The following is a 15,280-nucleotide window of genomic DNA, read 5'->3' on the forward strand; positions in this document are numbered from 1 at the left end:
TGTTCAGGATTGTTTGCATGACCCATTTTTCGCAAGGTGACAACTTTTCTACCGCGGCGCGCGTACTCGGCGCACTGTTTTACTATGCGCCAGATAGCGCGGAAGCCTCTGCATTAGTCAGCGCGTTAAGAGCCGATGGCTGGCAGGCGCAGTGGCCGCTCGATCAGGCAATGCTTTTCCCGCTGGCAGCACGGCTACAAGCCGAGGTCGATGAGCCTCTCCCGCAGGCCTGGCAACGCCTGTTTGTCGGTCCATATGCGCTACCCTCTCCGCCCTGGGGATCTGTCTGGCTGGATCGCGAAAACGTGTTGTTTGGCGACTCTACGCTGGCACTTCGTCAGTGGATGCGGGACAACGGCATCCAGTTTGCCATGCAGCAAAATGAGCCAGAAGATCACTTTGGTTCACTGCTGTTGCTGACGGCCTGGCTTGCTGAAAATGAACGCCACATCGAGTGCGAACAGCTGCTGGCCTGGCATCTGTTCCCGTGGTCATCCCGCTTCCTTGATGTGTTTATCGAAAAAGCTGATCACCCGTTTTACCAGGCGCTGGGGGAGCTGGCCCGTCTGACGCTGGCGCAATGGCAGTCGCAGTTACTGATCCCGATAGCCGATAAGCCACTTTTTCGTTAGTTTCACCACAGGCAGGATGTGTCCTGCCTGTGTAGCATCCTGTTGCGCACGCTGAGCTTTTGCTTCTGTTGCCAAATAGCCGCAAAATAAAGCGTCTGAAATTTCCTGTCTGGCCACTCATGCATCATTTACATGCTTATCCTGACCTGCGCGCCATGTTCCGCCGCCTGCTGATTGCTGCGGTGATTGGTATCCTTGCTGCGTTGGCCGTCGCAGGATTTCGCCACGCCATGCTCCTTCTTGAATGGTTGTTCCTGAGCAATGACACAGGGAGTCTGGTCAACGCGGCAACAAACCTTTCCCCTGTAAGACGCATGCTGACACCTGCGTTAGGAGGGCTGGCGGCGGGTTTGCTGCTTTGGGGATGGCAAACGTTCAACCGGTTACGCCCGCAGGCTCCCACTGATTACATGGAAGCCTTGCAAACTAACGGACAATTTGACGTCAGTGCAAGCCTGGTGAAATCGCTGGCCTCGTTACTGGTCGTCTCCAGCGGGAGTGCCATCGGGCGCGAAGGTGCCATGATTTTACTGGCAGCGCTGGCAGCCTCCAGCTTTGCTCAACGCTTCACCCCGCGCACAGAATGGAAGTTATGGATTGCCTGCGGAGCCGCTGCGGGTATGGCCGGAGCGTATCATGCCCCACTGGCGGGCAGTCTATTTATTGCTGAAGTGTTGTTTGGCACGTTGATCCTCGCGTCACTGGGACCGGTGGTGGTATCCGCCGTCGTCGCCTTGCTCACCACCAATATGCTGAGCGACAGCAATGCGCTGCTGTATGCCGTACACTTCACACGGGAACTGCATGCGCTGGAATACGTCATGATCATCAGCACCGGTCTGGCTGCCGGCGTTTGCGGACCGCTATTCATGTGGTTGATGACCACCAGCCATAATGTTTTTTTGCGCTTAAAACTCTCGCCCCCGTGGCAACTGGCGCTCGGCGGGCTGATCGTTGGCCTGCTGTCATTGCTCACGCCTGCGGTCTGGGGTAATGGCTACAGCGTGGCGCAGTCATATTTGCTCTCCCCACCGCTACTGGCCGTGGTGAGCGGGATCTTCATCTGCAAATTACTGGCGGTGCTTGCCAGCAGTGGTTCCGGTGCGCCTGGCGGTGTGTTTACGCCAACGCTGTTTGTCGGTCTTTCGGTGGGTATGCTGCTGGGACGAGTGTGGGGATTATGGCTTCCGGGTCCGGATGAGATTGCCATTCTGCTGGGATTAACAGGGATGGCCACGCTGCTGGCAGCGACCACGCATGCGCCAATAATGTCGACACTGATGGTTTGTGAAATGACCGGGGAGTATCGTCTGCTCCCCGGATTGCTGATTGCCTGTGTGGTGGCGTCTGTGCTGTCGCGAACGTTACGCCAGGACTCTATCTACCGACAACACGCTGCCGAGCATTGACAGACGGATGTACTGAGACAGCTCGCGTTGCTCTGCGCGAGGCAGATAAGGCAGTTCACCGATCAGCGGTGCGGGTAATTTTTTGCCCAGCACATCAATGATTTCCGCATAATGCGCTAGCCCCGGGTTGATTCGGTTCGCGACCCAGCCAATCAAAGGCAGTCCGTCGCTGGCAATCGCCTGTGCGGTGAGGATGGCATGATTAATACAGCCTTCCTGGATACCCACCACCATCAGCACCGGCAGTTGTTCCTGCACCACCCATTCAGATAACGGACGCAGATCGTTCATCAGGCTCCGCCAGCCTCCGGTGCCTTCAACGACAACGTGATCCACTTTTTCGCTGAGGCTTGCGAGGCCGTTGGATAACAGGGTGTAATTGACCGGACCACTATGCGCTACGCTGCTTTCATCCTCACTCAACGCTATCGGGTTGACCGCCTCGTAGGGCAATTCGATAGTGGACACGCTTTGCAGCACCAGCGCATCTTTGTTGCGCAGACCTTCAGGTGTCTCTTTGCTTCCTTTGGCCACGGGTTTGTAGCCCGCAACGCTTTTACCCCCTGACGCTAACGCTTGTAGTAATGCGCGGGAAACCACGGTCTTCCCAACAGAAGTGTCTGTACCTGTAATAAAGAAACGCTTCAGCATCACTAACTCCACCGTTATGCTTTGAAAATATAAGTCAGGAAAATAATACAGTGGAGAAAGTCTAAGGTATGACGACGAGAATCGGCTTGAGATAGCGCAATTTTTCGTACAACAGTTAAAAAATGTTAACCCTGTAATAGACGAATCAACAAAGAACCGTTATACATCGCGTCCTTCACGAGCGCCGCCCCTGCCATCGTCCCTTGATTGGTGAACTGCGTACTTTCGACGACAATATGCTGACTGTAGGCCGGGAGCGCTTGCTGACGAATGCTGTCAGCAATAGTGGGAAACAAAATATCCGCCGCTTTACTGAGCGGAGAACCAATCAATATCTTTTGCGGGTTGAACAAATTCACCATGATGGCCAGAATCCGTCCGACATGGGTCCCGACGCCGCTAATGATATCTTTCGCCAATAAATCCCCCTGCATCGCCGCCAGACACAGCGCGTCTACCGTTAACGGTTGCCCGTGTAGAGAAGAACTCATTGACTGCTTCAAGCGTACCTGTGCCAGTTCGAGCACGCTGTCGACGCTGGCGATCGTTTCCAGGCAACCATGGTTGCCGCAATAGCAGCGTTTGCCGTAGGGGTCCACCTGGGTATGACCAATTTCCACCAGGCTACTGCTGCCGGCATGCAGTAGATGACCGTCGGTGATTACTCCGGCCCCCACGTTATGATCGATCACCACCTGAATGACGTCGCGTGCGCCGCGCGATGCGCCAAAAAGCGCCTCGGCCATAGTCCAGGCGCTGATATCATGCTGAATATAGACCGGCACGCCGGTATGATTTTCAAGCGCTTCACCCAGCGGCATCTCTTTGACATCGTCGTAGAATGGCATGCGATGAACGATACCGTTTTCAGTATCAATAATGCCGGGTAAGGTAATGGCGATGGAGGTTAAGCGCTCCAGCTTTTGCTGGTGGCGGATGAAAAACTGATCGACCTGGGTAATAACGCGTTCCAGCAATGGTGTTTCACTGACCAGCGCCATTTCAAGACAATCTTCAACCACCAGTTTGCTGCTCAGATCGCGCAGCGCCAGAAAGATCTCGCCGCGACTGATACGAATGGATAAATAGTGCCAGGCTTCCGTTTCCACAACCAGCCCAACGGCCGGACGTCCACGGCTGCCCGCTTCCTTGATTTCCAACTCTTGCACCAGGTGCGCTTCGAGCATTTCGCGGACAATTTTAGTAATACTGGCAGGCGCCAATTGTGCCAGGCGAGAGAGATCAATACGCGATACCGGACCCAGCTGATCAATCAGGCGATAAACCGCGCCCGCATTGGTCTGCTTAATTTGATCGATATGCCCAGGCTGACTATCAGCAACCACCACTTACTCCCTTTATTTTCGCGCTCCGAAATAATCTGCGGGCTATGGTGAAGCACTTCAATGGCTTCCGTCAACTTTTTACTTAGCCTTGTGATTTACTGCACATTTTCGCCCATTTTTAAACTAAATTAATCGCCTGAACGGCCGCCAACAGTTGCTCGCGAAAGCGTTGCGCGGCGTGACTTTGCTCATGATGTTTTGGCCACACTAGCCACATTTCCGAAACGGCATCTTCTTCCGCTATCGGGATCCAACACATTTCATACAATTGCACCCGTTTAAAGGAAGCGGGAAGAATGGAAACGCCTAATCCTGCGGCCACCAGCCCGATGATAGTCATCGCCTCGCCAACCTCCTGAGTGATAGTCGGCTTCAGTCCATAGCGACGCATGAGGCCAAGAATATCGTCATACAACCCCGTCCCCACATGCGGATCAAAAAAGACAAATGGCTCATTGGCCAACTCCGCCAATGTGACCACCGGCTTTTGCGCCAGCGGATGCGCGCGCGGGATCATCGCCATCAGCGGCTCATGCAGAATGATTTCACGCTCCAGCGTTTCCGGAAGCTGCGTGTTGCGCAGAAGTCCCAAATCCAGCGTTCCTTCATTGAGCGGGGCAATTTGCTCGCGCGTGTTCATTTCACGGGTTTGCATATGTACAGCGGGGTAGCTCTGGCGAAAGAGGGATAACGTATCTGAAACCGCTTTGATAAACGGTGCCGATGACGTAAAGCCGATACGCAATTCCCCCGCTTCACCCAGATGCAGACGCTCAGCCCTGGCAGCGGCCTCATTAACCAGCCCCAGGATCTGCCGACTGTCTGCCAGAAACTGCTTTCCGGCTGAGGTCAGCGCCACGCTGCGGTTAGTGCGCGCCAGAAGTCGGGCGCCGACCTGCTGCTCGAGGATCTGGATTTGCTGGCTCAGCGGCGGTTGCGAAATATTCAGCCGTGCCGCCGCCCGGCCAAAATGCAATTCTTCGGCAACCGCTACAAAGTAACGTAAATGACGCAGCTCGATATTCATATTTTTAAAATATCATTTGAGATTATTAATATATTAGACAGAATAATGCGATTTTCATACTCTTAAAGCTAGTCATGTAGAGGTAATTGATTGAGCAAGGATTTCAAGTGAGCCGTACAACAACTGTCGATACCGCGCCGACAAGCAATGTTGATGAACAGAGAGTTACCCCGCCGGATAGTTTTATCAAACGCGGAACATCCCCATTTATGCGCGTCACGCTGGCGCTGTTTTCGGCCGGACTGGCGACATTTGCTCTCCTCTATTGCGTGCAACCCATACTGCCAGTGCTCTCGCACGAGTTTGGGGTCTCTCCCGCCAGCAGCAGTATTTCGCTTTCCATCTCAACGGCGATGCTCGCGATCGGTTTACTGTTTACCGGTCCACTTTCCGATGCGATAGGCCGCAAGCCGGTGATGGTTACCGCCCTACTGCTCGCGTCCTGTTGTACGTTGCTTTCGACGATGATGACCAGCTGGCACGGTATTTTAATCATGCGTGCGCTGATAGGTCTTTCGCTCAGCGGCGTGGCGGCAGTGGGAATGACCTATCTGAGCGAGGAAATACATCCCAGCTTCGTCGCCTTCTCAATGGGCTTATATATCAGCGGTAACTCGATTGGTGGTATGAGTGGCCGTTTAATAAGCGGCGTGTTTACCGACTTTTTTAACTGGCGTATCGCGCTGGCGGCGATCGGTTGTTTTGCCCTCGCCTCCGCGCTGATGTTCTGGAAAATCTTGCCGGAATCTCGTCATTTCAGACCAACGTCGCTGCGACCGAAAACGCTGTTTATCAACTTTCGTTTGCACTGGCGCGACAAAGGGTTGCCGCTGCTGTTTGCGGAAGGTTTTTTACTGATGGGGTCGTTTGTCACGCTGTTTAATTACATCGGCTACCGTCTGATGCTCTCGCCGTGGGAACTCAGCCAGGCGGTTGTCGGTCTGTTGTCCGTGGCCTATCTGACCGGGACCTGGAGCTCACCGAAAGCGGGGTCGATGACCACCCGCTATGGACGTGGTCCGGTAATGCTCTTTTCAACCGGCGTGATGCTGATTGGACTGTTGATGACCCTGTTCACGTCGCTGTGGCTGATCTTCGCCGGGATGCTGCTCTTTTCAGCCGGGTTCTTTGCTGCGCACTCTGTGGCAAGCAGTTGGATTGGACCACGGGCAAAACGCGCTAAAGGCCAGGCATCTTCCCTGTATCTGTTCAGCTATTATCTGGGTTCCAGTATTGCCGGTACGCTGGGTGGCGTATTCTGGCACAGCTACGGCTGGAACGGCGTGGGCGGATTTATCGCCCTGATGCTGGTGCTGGCGTTGCTGGTCGGTGCACGTCTGCACCATCGTCTGCACGTATAATCCACGATGCCCGGGTTCCGGGCATCGCCTTCATCAACCATGCTGTAACGTCTGAGCCCCCATTTGCAGGGCTATAACCGTCCCGTTCATCGCTATATGCAGCATAACCGGCATCAGCAGGCCGTTGCTTTTCATTCTGGCGATGATCAAAACCTGCGACACAAGAAACAGCATCAGCAACGTGCGCAGATCCACATACTGGGTATGCATGATGGCAAAAATGACCGATACCACCACCGACGACAGCCAGGTTTTATTATTGAACCAATACTGGAATGCATTGAATAAACAGCCCCTGAAAACAATCTCTTCATACACTGGCGCAATAAATATCAGGGTCAGAGTGGATAACCACAGCGCGTAGCTGTTTAGGGATATCTGGCTGGTCACCCACGCTTCGGTTTGTCTGAGGCCCAGAAACCATGGCAGGATAAGCTGAATAAACAGCAGCGCCACGAACAAAATGGCAAACCATCTGGCGTTGAAAATTCCCTTTCCCAGCCCCTCTCTTTTTCTGAAGAAGAAGTAATACAGCGGGACCAGCACAACAAATTCCAGCGCAAACAGCAGCGGAAAAAGTAGCCCTTTGGCAAGCAGAACCTGGCTGGCGGGGAAAAACAACGGAAGAAACGTGAGGCCAAACATCAGCAAAAACATGGTAAAACAGCCAGCAACCGCTTGGGTCCTGACGATATACAGGTTGTCGGCATCCAGTGACATACGATCTCCTTGCGCTTATCAAAGATAACTTGATGAATTATCAATATATGATAAAAATTCTCATTATCACTGGCAACCTACCAACTTTTACGCAATGCCCACGGTTTACAACGCGTATAGCGTTACAGACTCTTTTCAGCGGAACATTCTCATCAGCTACTCAGTGGGGAATCCGCCAGCGGCAACGAAAAACGGAAACAGGCCCCTGCCGTTGAATTAATCAGGCGGATATCTCCCCCATGCAGTTCGAGCATTCTGCGCACGATCAGTAAGCCCAGACCACCACGCTCAGCCCGCTGCTCACGGGGTAGTAACGCCGTCGGGCGCTGAAATAATACTTCGCGAACAGCCTCTTCGACGCCAGGCCCGCTGTCCTGCACTTCTGCTAACAAGCGGTCTTCATCACGCCAGACTTTTAGCCACACTTCGCCCCCGTCAGGCGTATGACGGATAGCGTTATCCAGCAAATTCGTGACGATTCTTTCCATCATCGATAAATCGGCATTCACCAGCGGTAACGGACCAATTACGTCAAGGTGCAACTGCAAATGACGCGTGGCAACGGGTAGATCAAATTTCTGTGCCACATCCTGGATCAGCTCGCCAATAGCAAAACGTTCACGCTGTGGTTTTATGCCGCCATGCTCAAGTCTCGCCAGCTCAAAAAGCTGTTGTGACAGATGGCGAACCTTATGCCCCTGGCGCAGTGCAATGCTTAGATAATGCCGGTTTTCCTCCGGCGTCATCGTATCGGCTTTCAGCGACAGCATTTCCAGATACCCCAGCAGTGAAGTGAGCGGCGTACGTAAATCGTGCGAAATATTGGCGATAAACTCTCTGCGCTGACGATCGCTGTCAGCTAATAAATCCCATTGGTGGGCAATTTTCTGTGCTAACTCGATAAATGCATTGTTCAGCAACGCAATTTCATTCGCCGGAGCTAAATCGGGCTTTTTCTGCGCCAGCTGTTTGATGACGCTAATGCTGTCCTGCTCCAGATTAACCACCTGACCGGTCAGCCTTTTCACCGGATTCGTCACCCATCTCCACACCAGGTACCCCGCGATTGCACCGGCTAATAAAACCAGTATTAACGTCCCGGTCACGGTGTTCCAAAGCGTTTTTTGCCAGGCGGTATTCGCCAGCATATTGAGATCTTCGCCCTGGAGAATAATGTACAAATAGCCATGCAGCTTGCCGTTAAATAAAACTGGCGCAGCGCTGAATACCTTTTGCTGGCTGCTGCGCGGATCATTGCCATAAACGGGCAGCTCGTCCGAATTAAGGAAAACCTGGATCGGCTGTACGCTAATGTTCTGGCGCTGAATATGCCCAGGCGGAGCGGCATCAGCAAGTATCTCGCCTGACGGTGAAACCAGATACAGCTCCACGCTAGGGTTGAGCGTCATCAGGTGATTGAACAGTCCTTTTAAGGTCTGCCGATTAACCTGCCCGCTGGCATCAATAAGCGACTCACTTTTGACAATTTTGCTTGCCAATTCCAGCGAGAGCCTTTGCACCATGGCGTCGCCATACTGTTTACTGCTGCGGATCTGGACAACGCTGACCGCAACCGCGCAAATCAACATAATAGCGGTAAAGACCAGGGTCAGACGCTGGCTCAGCGACAATCGATAAATCATGGTTGATGCTCCGCGTTAACCGCAGCAAGCTTATAGCCTCGTCCCCAAACGGTAAGAATAATTTCCGGCTCCGCAGCATCTTTTTCAATTTTGGTGCGCAGGCGATTAATATGACTGTTCACCGTATGCTCATATCCTTCGTGCTGGTAGCCCCACACCTGGTCTAACAACGCCTGACGCGAAAAGACCTCCCCGGGATGGCGGGCGAAAAAATAGAGCAGATCGAATTCACGCGGCGTTAAATCGAGGGATTTACCCTGCAGGCGGACTTCCCGGGCTAATGGATCAATCTCCACACCATGGACGGTGATAATCCCCGCCTCCATACGCAGGTTCTGACTCATCGCCTCCTGACGGCGAAACAACGCCTTCACCCGGGCCATCAATTCCAGCACCGAGAAAGGTTTGGCTAAATAATCATCAGCGCCCATTTCCAGCCCCAGTACGCGGTGAGTTTCACTGGTGCGAGCGCTGATAATAATGACAGGTAGATAGAAACTCATTTGCCGAATGCGACGACAAATTTCCAGACCGTCCACCCCCGGCAGCATTAAATCGAGGATAACGGCATCCCAGACGTGCTTCTCCAGTAGCTCGACCGCTCGTGCCCCATCAGCCTCATGAATAATTTCGTACCCCTCATCCTTCAGGCTAAGTTGCAAAAGTGTGGCGATATCGCTGTCATCTTCCACCAAAAATATCTTTTTCGCGCCTGCCATCAGTGTCATCCCCCTCTCGTCATGCTGAAAGCTTACCTCAGGCAAGGGGCGGAAGTTATCACAAAATTTTTAACTTTTCGTGAGGAATCAGGGATACGCATGCGTCCAGTATGTCGTTATAGATAGGTCAGGCATCAACAGGGAAACGTCGATTTGTTTTCCTTAACATGAAAATAAAAAGGAAAAGTTATGCAGAAAAAACATCCACTTCGGGAAGCTGATGTTACCGCCGAGTCCGTTTTTTTTATGCAACGACGACAGATCCTCAAAGCTCTTGGGATAGGCGCGGCGGCGGCTTCGCTCTCTTCCCCGACACAGGCCGGTCTGTTGAATTGGTTTAAAGGCAACGATCGCCCGTCTGCACCAGCGGGCAAACCGCTCGAGTTCACAAAACCAGAGATCTGGCAAAACAATCTGCCCTTGACGCCGGAAGACAAGGTAACGGGCTACAACAATTTCTACGAATTTGGTCTGGATAAAGCCGATCCTGCCGCGAATGCCGGTAGCCTGAAAACCGATCCCTGGACGTTAACCATCAGCGGTGAAGTGAACAAACCTTTAACGTTGGATCATGATGCGCTGACGACTCGTTTTCCATTAGAAGAGCGTATTTACCGGATGCGCTGCGTTGAGGCGTGGTCGATGGTTGTACCGTGGGTCGGCTTTCCTTTGCATAAATTATTGGCGCTGGTTGAGCCCACCAGCCACGCCAAATACGTCGCCTTTGAAACACGCTACGCGCCTGATGAAATGCCCGGCCAGAAAGATCGCTTCATTGGTGGCGGGTTGAAGTATCCCTATGTTGAAGGTTTACGTCTGGATGAGGCCATGCACCCGCTTACCCTTCTGACCGTGGGCGTGTATGGCAAAGCGTTGCCGCCGCAAAACGGAGCGCCAATACGCCTGACCGTACCCTGGAAGTACGGCTTCAAGGGCATTAAATCGATAGTCAGTATTAAGCTGACGCGTGAACAGCCGCCGACGACCTGGAATATGTCGGCACCTAACGAATACGGTTTTTACGCCAACGTAAATCCGCAAGTCGATCACCCCCGCTGGTCTCAGGCCACAGAGCGTTTTATCGGTTCGGGTGGCATTCTCGATGTGCAGCGACAGCCCACGTTGCCTTTTAATGGTTATGCCGATGAGGTGGCTTCTTTATATCAGGGCATGGATCTACGGGAGTATTTTTAAGTGAGGTTAACCGCAAAACAGATAACCGGCCTGAAAGTACTGCTGCATCTCGCCGGTTTATTACCCCTGCTATGGCTCTTCTGGGCCGCGCAGCGTGGTGAGTTGGGGGCCGACCCGGGTAAAGATATCCAGCACTTTACGGGCATCACCGCGCTGAAGTTTCTGCTTGCTACCCTGCTGGTGTCACCGCTTGCCCGCTACGCAAAGCAGCCGTTGTTGTATCGCACCCGTCGATTATTAGGGTTATGGTGTTTTGCATGGGCCACGCTGCATATGACCAGCTATGCGCTGCTGGAGTTGGGTATACAAAATCTGGGATTATTGGGACGTGAACTGGTTTCACGCCCATGGTTAACGTTGGGCATGACTGGTTGGATAATCTTATTCCTGCTGACGCTGACCTCCACGCAAGCCGCGCAACGTAAAATGGGCAAACGCTGGCAAACGTTGCACAACTACGTCTACCTGGCGGCCGTTTTGCTTCCGCTGCATTATCTGTGGTCGGTAAAAGTGTTATCACCGCTCCCCATTATTTATGCCCTCTATTTTCTCGTGCTACTGGCTTTTCGCTATAAAAAGCTGTTACGCAAAGTCGGGTACAAAGGTGTGTTTATGAAAAGTGAATGAATCACGGTAAACTTCTCACCACACCTAAACAGAACGAGAACAAAAAATGAGTAACAATGATAATTACCATCAGCTCACCCGCACGTTCCAGCGGCTCTCTCGCTTCTCCCACCTCTCGGCAATCGCCAGTTGGGACATGTTTACCATGATGCCATCTGGCGGCAGCAAAGCTCGCGGCGAAGCACTGGCCGAGCTGAGCGTGCTTGAGCACCAGTTGTTAACCGACCCGAAGGTGGCAACGTGGATCGCCGCAGCCCAACAGGAAGACCTTAACGATGTTGAGCAAGCCAACCTGCGCGAAATGTCGCGACTGCATCATCAGGCATCCTTACTACCTGAATCGTTGGTAGAAGCGAAATCACTCGCGGGTAGCCGCTGTGAGCATGCCTGGCGCAGCCAGCGACCAGCCAATGACTGGGAGGGATTTTCCGAAAACCTGAAAGAGGTCGTGAAGCACAGTCGTGAAGAAGCCCGGCTGCGTGCCGAAGCCACAGGCTGTTCGCCGTATGACGCGCTACTGGACATATTCGAACCAGGGATGACCAGTGCCCAATTGGATGTCTTGTTTGCAGACGTTAAGAGCTGGTTACCGGATCTGCTCAACAAGGTGGTGGCAAAGCAGTCTCAGCAGTCGCTCATCGCCCCGGTTGGGCCTTTCCCAACCGCAATCCAGCGAGAGTTGGGCCTTGAAACGATGGCGCAGTTGGGATTCGATTTTACTGCTGGTCGACTGGATATCAGTGCGCACCCCTTCTGTGGTGGCGTACCTGAAGATGTGCGTATCACCACCCGCTATGATGAAAACGAATTACTTAGCGCGCTGTTTGGCGTGATCCATGAAACCGGTCACGCCCGCTATGAGCAAAATCTGCCGCACAGTTGGTCAGGGCAACCTATCGCCCTGGCACGCTCAACCGCTATTCATGAGTCCCAGAGTCTGTTCTTTGAGATGCAACTGGGGCGCAGTAAAGCATTTCTGACGCGGTTAATTCCTGCTGTGACGCGCCACTTTGGCGATCAGGCTGCGTTTGAAGAAAGCAATTTCATCGCCTGGAACCAGCAGGTTAAACCCGGTTTTATCCGTGTTGATGCCGACGAGGTGAGCTATCCTGCTCACGTTATCCTGCGTTATGAAATCGAACGCGCACTCATTAATGGCGATATTGAAGTGGATGATATCCCGGCATTGTGGAATGAGAAAATGCAGTCCTGGCTGGGGCTGTCAACCATCGGCAACTATCGTAATGGTTGTATGCAGGATATTCACTGGACCGATGGCGGCTTTGGCTACTTCCCTTCCTATACTTTAGGCGCCATGTATGCGGCGCAGTTATTCAGTGCCGCTAAGCGTGCATTGCCTGATTTAGAGCAGTCTATTGCGCAAGGTGAGTTTGGTGCCCTGTTTGACTGGTTACGTCAGAATATTTGGCAGCATGGCAGCCGTTTCACCACTGAACAGCTTATTACCCAGGCCACCGGAGAGCCGCTCAGCAGCCGTTATTTCCGCGCTCATCTGGAAGCCCGCTATTTGTAATCTCATACCGTGAGTCATTGTACATATCGTTACACGTCGAAACCAATGACTCACGGAAGCCCTGTGATTACAGCGATATAGTTATTTCAACGGCCCCGCAGTGGGGTTGAATGAAAAACCAAATCGAGGGTATGAGAATGAAAAAAGTATTAGCTCTGGTTGTTGCCGCTGCTATGGGTCTGTCTTCTGCTGCATTTGCTGCTGAAACAACTGCTACCACCGCTCCGGCTGCTGCTGCAACCACCAAAGCAGCTCCGGCAAAAACCACTCATCATAAAAAACAGCACAAAGCAGCGCCGCAGAAAGCGCAGGCTGCCAAGAAACACGCTAAAAAATCCACCACAAAACCGGCTGTAGAACAGAAAGCGCCAGAGCAGAAAGCTCAGGCTGCTAAAAAACACACCAAAAAAGCAGCGACCAAACCCGCTGCAGAACAAAAAGCACCAGAGCAGAAAGCTCAGGCAGCTAAAAAACACACCAAAAAAGCCGTAAAACACGACACCGCTAAACCCGCTGCTCAGCCAGCTGCATAACACATTTGTAGTTACTATGGCGTCCCCCACGCCATAGCATACGGCGCTAAATCAACCTGATTTAGCGCCGCCTTTTGGAGGGTAAAATGGTGTCACATTATCGCTTTGAGTTCATTCTTATTACCCTGATAATTTGCGCCCTCATTGCCATGCATTTTTATCTTTCCTGAGTGTAGTTATCTGATTTTACTCCCACTTTCCCGCCGTCCCGTCTATAGTATTAACTGAGGGTTTGCTGTTAAAAATCATAATTCCCCACCAGAGTGTGATATGCATAAAACCATTGCTGTGTTACTGGGTTCAATTTGTTTACTTCCTGTCGTTGCGCATGCGGACCAGCCTGCAACGGCCAGCGCTGAAGCAGAAAACGTAAAAACGCTGTTTTTTGGTCATGACGATCGCATAAAAGTGACTGACCCAACGCAATCTCCTTGGGACGCTATCGGGCAACTGGAAACCGCCAGCGGTAACCTGTGTACTGCCACGCTCATTTCACCACGACTGGCACTGACTGCCGGACACTGCTTACTCACCCCCCCGAAAGGCAAGCCGGATAAAGCCGTGGCATTACGCTTCGTGTCGAAAAAGGGTGTCTGGCGCTACGAGATCCACGGCATTGAAGGACGGGTAGATCCCTCGCTCGGAAAACGTTTAAAAGCCGATGGCGATGGCTGGATTGTGCCGCCTTCCGCGGCCCCGTGGGATTTTGGTCTGGTGGTGCTGCGTTACCCACCTTCTGGCATCACACCGCTGCCATTATTTGAAGGTGATAAAGCGGCATTAACCGCGGCGCTGAAAACCGCAGATCGTAAAGTTACGCAGTCGGGTTACCCGGAAGATCATCTCGATGACTTGTACACGCATCAGGATTGCGTGGTGACCGGTTGGGCGCAGAATACCGTTTTGTCGCACCAGTGCGACACACTCCCAGGCGACAGCGGTTCACCATTGATGTTGAAGACAGATACTGGCTGGCAGTTGATTGGTGTACAAAGCTCCGCTCCGGCGGCGAAAGATCGCTGGCGGGCCGATAATCGCGCCATATCCGTGACCGGTTTTCGCGATAAGCTGGATGAGTTGGCGAACGAATAACCTATGCTGCCCGTAGTAACGGGCAGCACTGAGATCAGGCAAGTTTAATCATCACCATTCCGGCAAGCAGCAGCGCCAAACCGATCCAGCCTTTATGATTCAGGCGCTGACCAAACAATACCCAACCTGCCGCTAACGTCGCGGCAATCCCGAAGCCGCCCCACAAGGCGTAGGCAACAGAAAGGTCGATACCTTTTACCGCCTGGGACAGCGCGCTAAAGGCCGCTAACACGGCTGCCAGCGACAGCACGCCATAAGTCTTGCGGCGAAACCCATCTGAAAATTTCAAAAAGACGTTAGCGACGATTTCGAGCACAATGGCTATGCCAAGCCATGCGCCGTGAACCCACTCAAACTGCTGCATGGCTCACCTCTCTGCCCGCCTTTGTCGGTTTTCGTGTACCGGATTTAATCAGCACAATACCTAACACCAGCGAGACCAGTCCAGCCACCTTCATCGTGGACAAGGTTTCGTCAAATAACAGCACGCTGAACAGCGTAATAAATAAAATACCGATACCTTCCCATAAGGCATAGGCCACACCAAGGGCAATTTTTTTAACGGCAAAACTGAGAAAAATATACGATAAGGCAATCATTACCAGCATTAAAATAAAGCCCGAATTACCATGGCCGACACTTGCCCATTTCATTGACAGCGTACCAGTAATTTCAGCCGCGATGGCCAGACCTAATAATATCCAGTAAAACATAATGCTTCTCCTGCTTGAGAATATAGTCCTTTGGGCCTACTGCATGCAGTAAACCAAAAAATAAAATTAGTTAGCTCAG

The 15,280-nt window shown here is 52.4% G+C and carries 16 protein-coding genes; 8 read left to right on the top strand and 8 right to left on the bottom strand.

Going from position 1 to position 15,280, the window contains the following annotated elements; all coding sequences use genetic code 11:
* Positions 1–17 precede the first annotated feature (17 nt).
* Positions 18–632 (top strand): Tat proofreading chaperone DmsD, encoded by a 615-nt coding sequence (gene dmsD, locus O6D90_RS11970; RefSeq protein ID WP_016156468.1) that lies wholly within the window; start codon positions 18–20, stop codon positions 630–632.
* 119 nt (positions 633–751) lie between these two features.
* The gene (clcB, locus tag O6D90_RS11975) at positions 752–2,041 is read left to right on the top strand and encodes a voltage-gated ClC-type chloride channel ClcB (RefSeq protein ID WP_016156467.1); all 1,290 of its coding nucleotides are present in this window, start codon (positions 752–754) and stop codon (positions 2,039–2,041) included.
* Here clcB and bioD read toward each other — a convergent pair.
* The 3 genes from bioD to O6D90_RS11990 form a co-directional block, all read right to left on the bottom strand.
* Entirely contained in the window at positions 1,997–2,692 is a 696-nt protein-coding gene (gene bioD, locus O6D90_RS11980; RefSeq protein ID WP_016153046.1) for a dethiobiotin synthase, read from the bottom strand. The two genes, clcB and bioD, sit on opposite strands and share 45 nt — an antisense overlap.
* Before the next feature lie 125 nt (positions 2,693–2,817).
* Positions 2,818–4,038, bottom strand: a complete 1,221-nt coding sequence (mlc, locus tag O6D90_RS11985) for a sugar metabolism global transcriptional regulator Mlc (RefSeq protein WP_016153045.1) — start codon at positions 4,036–4,038, stop codon at positions 2,818–2,820.
* Positions 4,039–4,156: 118 nt separating this feature from the next.
* A complete protein-coding gene (locus tag O6D90_RS11990; RefSeq protein ID WP_016153044.1) occupies positions 4,157–5,065 on the bottom strand; it encodes a LysR family transcriptional regulator in 909 nt (302 codons plus the stop codon).
* A 107-nt stretch (positions 5,066–5,172) separates the two neighbouring features.
* Between O6D90_RS11990 and O6D90_RS11995 the strand changes: the two genes are divergently transcribed.
* Entirely contained in the window at positions 5,173–6,426 is a 1,254-nt protein-coding gene (locus O6D90_RS11995; protein WP_016156466.1) for an MFS transporter, read from the top strand.
* Between the two features lie 33 nt (positions 6,427–6,459).
* Here the strand turns inward: O6D90_RS11995 and O6D90_RS12000 are convergent, their stop codons facing one another.
* The 3 genes from O6D90_RS12000 to O6D90_RS12010 form a co-directional block, all read right to left on the bottom strand.
* Positions 6,460–7,146 carry a CPBP family intramembrane glutamic endopeptidase gene (locus O6D90_RS12000; protein ID WP_016156465.1) on the bottom strand — a complete coding sequence of 229 codons (687 nt, stop codon included), beginning with the start codon at positions 7,144–7,146 and terminating at the stop codon, positions 6,460–6,462.
* 152 nt (positions 7,147–7,298) lie between these two features.
* Positions 7,299–8,789, bottom strand: coding sequence for a sensor histidine kinase (locus O6D90_RS12005; RefSeq protein ID WP_016156464.1), 1,491 nt, complete (start codon positions 8,787–8,789; stop codon positions 7,299–7,301).
* Positions 8,786–9,508: a response regulator transcription factor gene (locus O6D90_RS12010; protein ID WP_016156463.1), complete on the bottom strand. Its 723-nt coding sequence runs from the start codon at positions 9,506–9,508 to the stop codon at positions 8,786–8,788. The genes O6D90_RS12005 and O6D90_RS12010 overlap by 4 nt, the downstream gene beginning before the upstream one ends.
* 189 nt (positions 9,509–9,697) lie before the next feature.
* Between O6D90_RS12010 and msrP the strand changes: the two genes are divergently transcribed.
* The 5 genes from msrP (at position 9,698) to O6D90_RS12035 (ending at position 14,488) form a co-directional block, all read left to right on the top strand.
* Positions 9,698–10,702: a protein-methionine-sulfoxide reductase catalytic subunit MsrP gene (gene msrP / locus O6D90_RS12015; protein ID WP_016156462.1), complete on the top strand. Its 1,005-nt coding sequence runs from the start codon at positions 9,698–9,700 to the stop codon at positions 10,700–10,702.
* Positions 10,703–11,329 (top strand): protein-methionine-sulfoxide reductase heme-binding subunit MsrQ, encoded by a 627-nt coding sequence (gene msrQ / locus O6D90_RS12020; RefSeq protein ID WP_016156461.1) that lies wholly within the window; start codon positions 10,703–10,705, stop codon positions 11,327–11,329.
* Between the two features lie 46 nt (positions 11,330–11,375).
* Positions 11,376–12,863 (top strand): carboxypeptidase M32, encoded by a 1,488-nt coding sequence (locus O6D90_RS12025; protein WP_016156460.1) that lies wholly within the window; start codon positions 11,376–11,378, stop codon positions 12,861–12,863.
* 137 nt (positions 12,864–13,000) lie between these two features.
* Entirely contained in the window at positions 13,001–13,396 is a 396-nt protein-coding gene (gene asr / locus O6D90_RS12030; RefSeq protein ID WP_003028934.1) for an acid resistance repetitive basic protein Asr, read from the top strand.
* Between the two features lie 270 nt (positions 13,397–13,666).
* Positions 13,667–14,488: a trypsin-like serine peptidase gene (locus O6D90_RS12035; protein WP_016156459.1), complete on the top strand. Its 822-nt coding sequence runs from the start codon at positions 13,667–13,669 to the stop codon at positions 14,486–14,488.
* 34 nt (positions 14,489–14,522) lie between these two features.
* On the opposite strand, the gene mdtI is transcribed toward O6D90_RS12035, so the two are convergent.
* Positions 14,523–14,852 carry a multidrug/spermidine efflux SMR transporter subunit MdtI gene (gene mdtI, locus O6D90_RS12040; RefSeq protein WP_016153035.1) on the bottom strand — a complete coding sequence of 110 codons (330 nt, stop codon included), beginning with the start codon at positions 14,850–14,852 and terminating at the stop codon, positions 14,523–14,525.
* Positions 14,839–15,204 carry a multidrug/spermidine efflux SMR transporter subunit MdtJ gene (gene mdtJ / locus O6D90_RS12045; RefSeq protein WP_161623250.1) on the bottom strand — a complete coding sequence of 122 codons (366 nt, stop codon included), beginning with the start codon at positions 15,202–15,204 and terminating at the stop codon, positions 14,839–14,841. Before mdtJ ends, mdtI begins: the two co-directional genes overlap by 14 nt.
* Between the last annotated feature and the right edge of the window lie 76 nt (positions 15,205–15,280).

It is taken from the genome of Citrobacter sp. 21OH12SH02A-Citro (assembly GCF_027919895.1).
Taxonomy (GTDB): domain Bacteria; phylum Pseudomonadota; class Gammaproteobacteria; order Enterobacterales; family Enterobacteriaceae; genus Citrobacter; species Citrobacter braakii.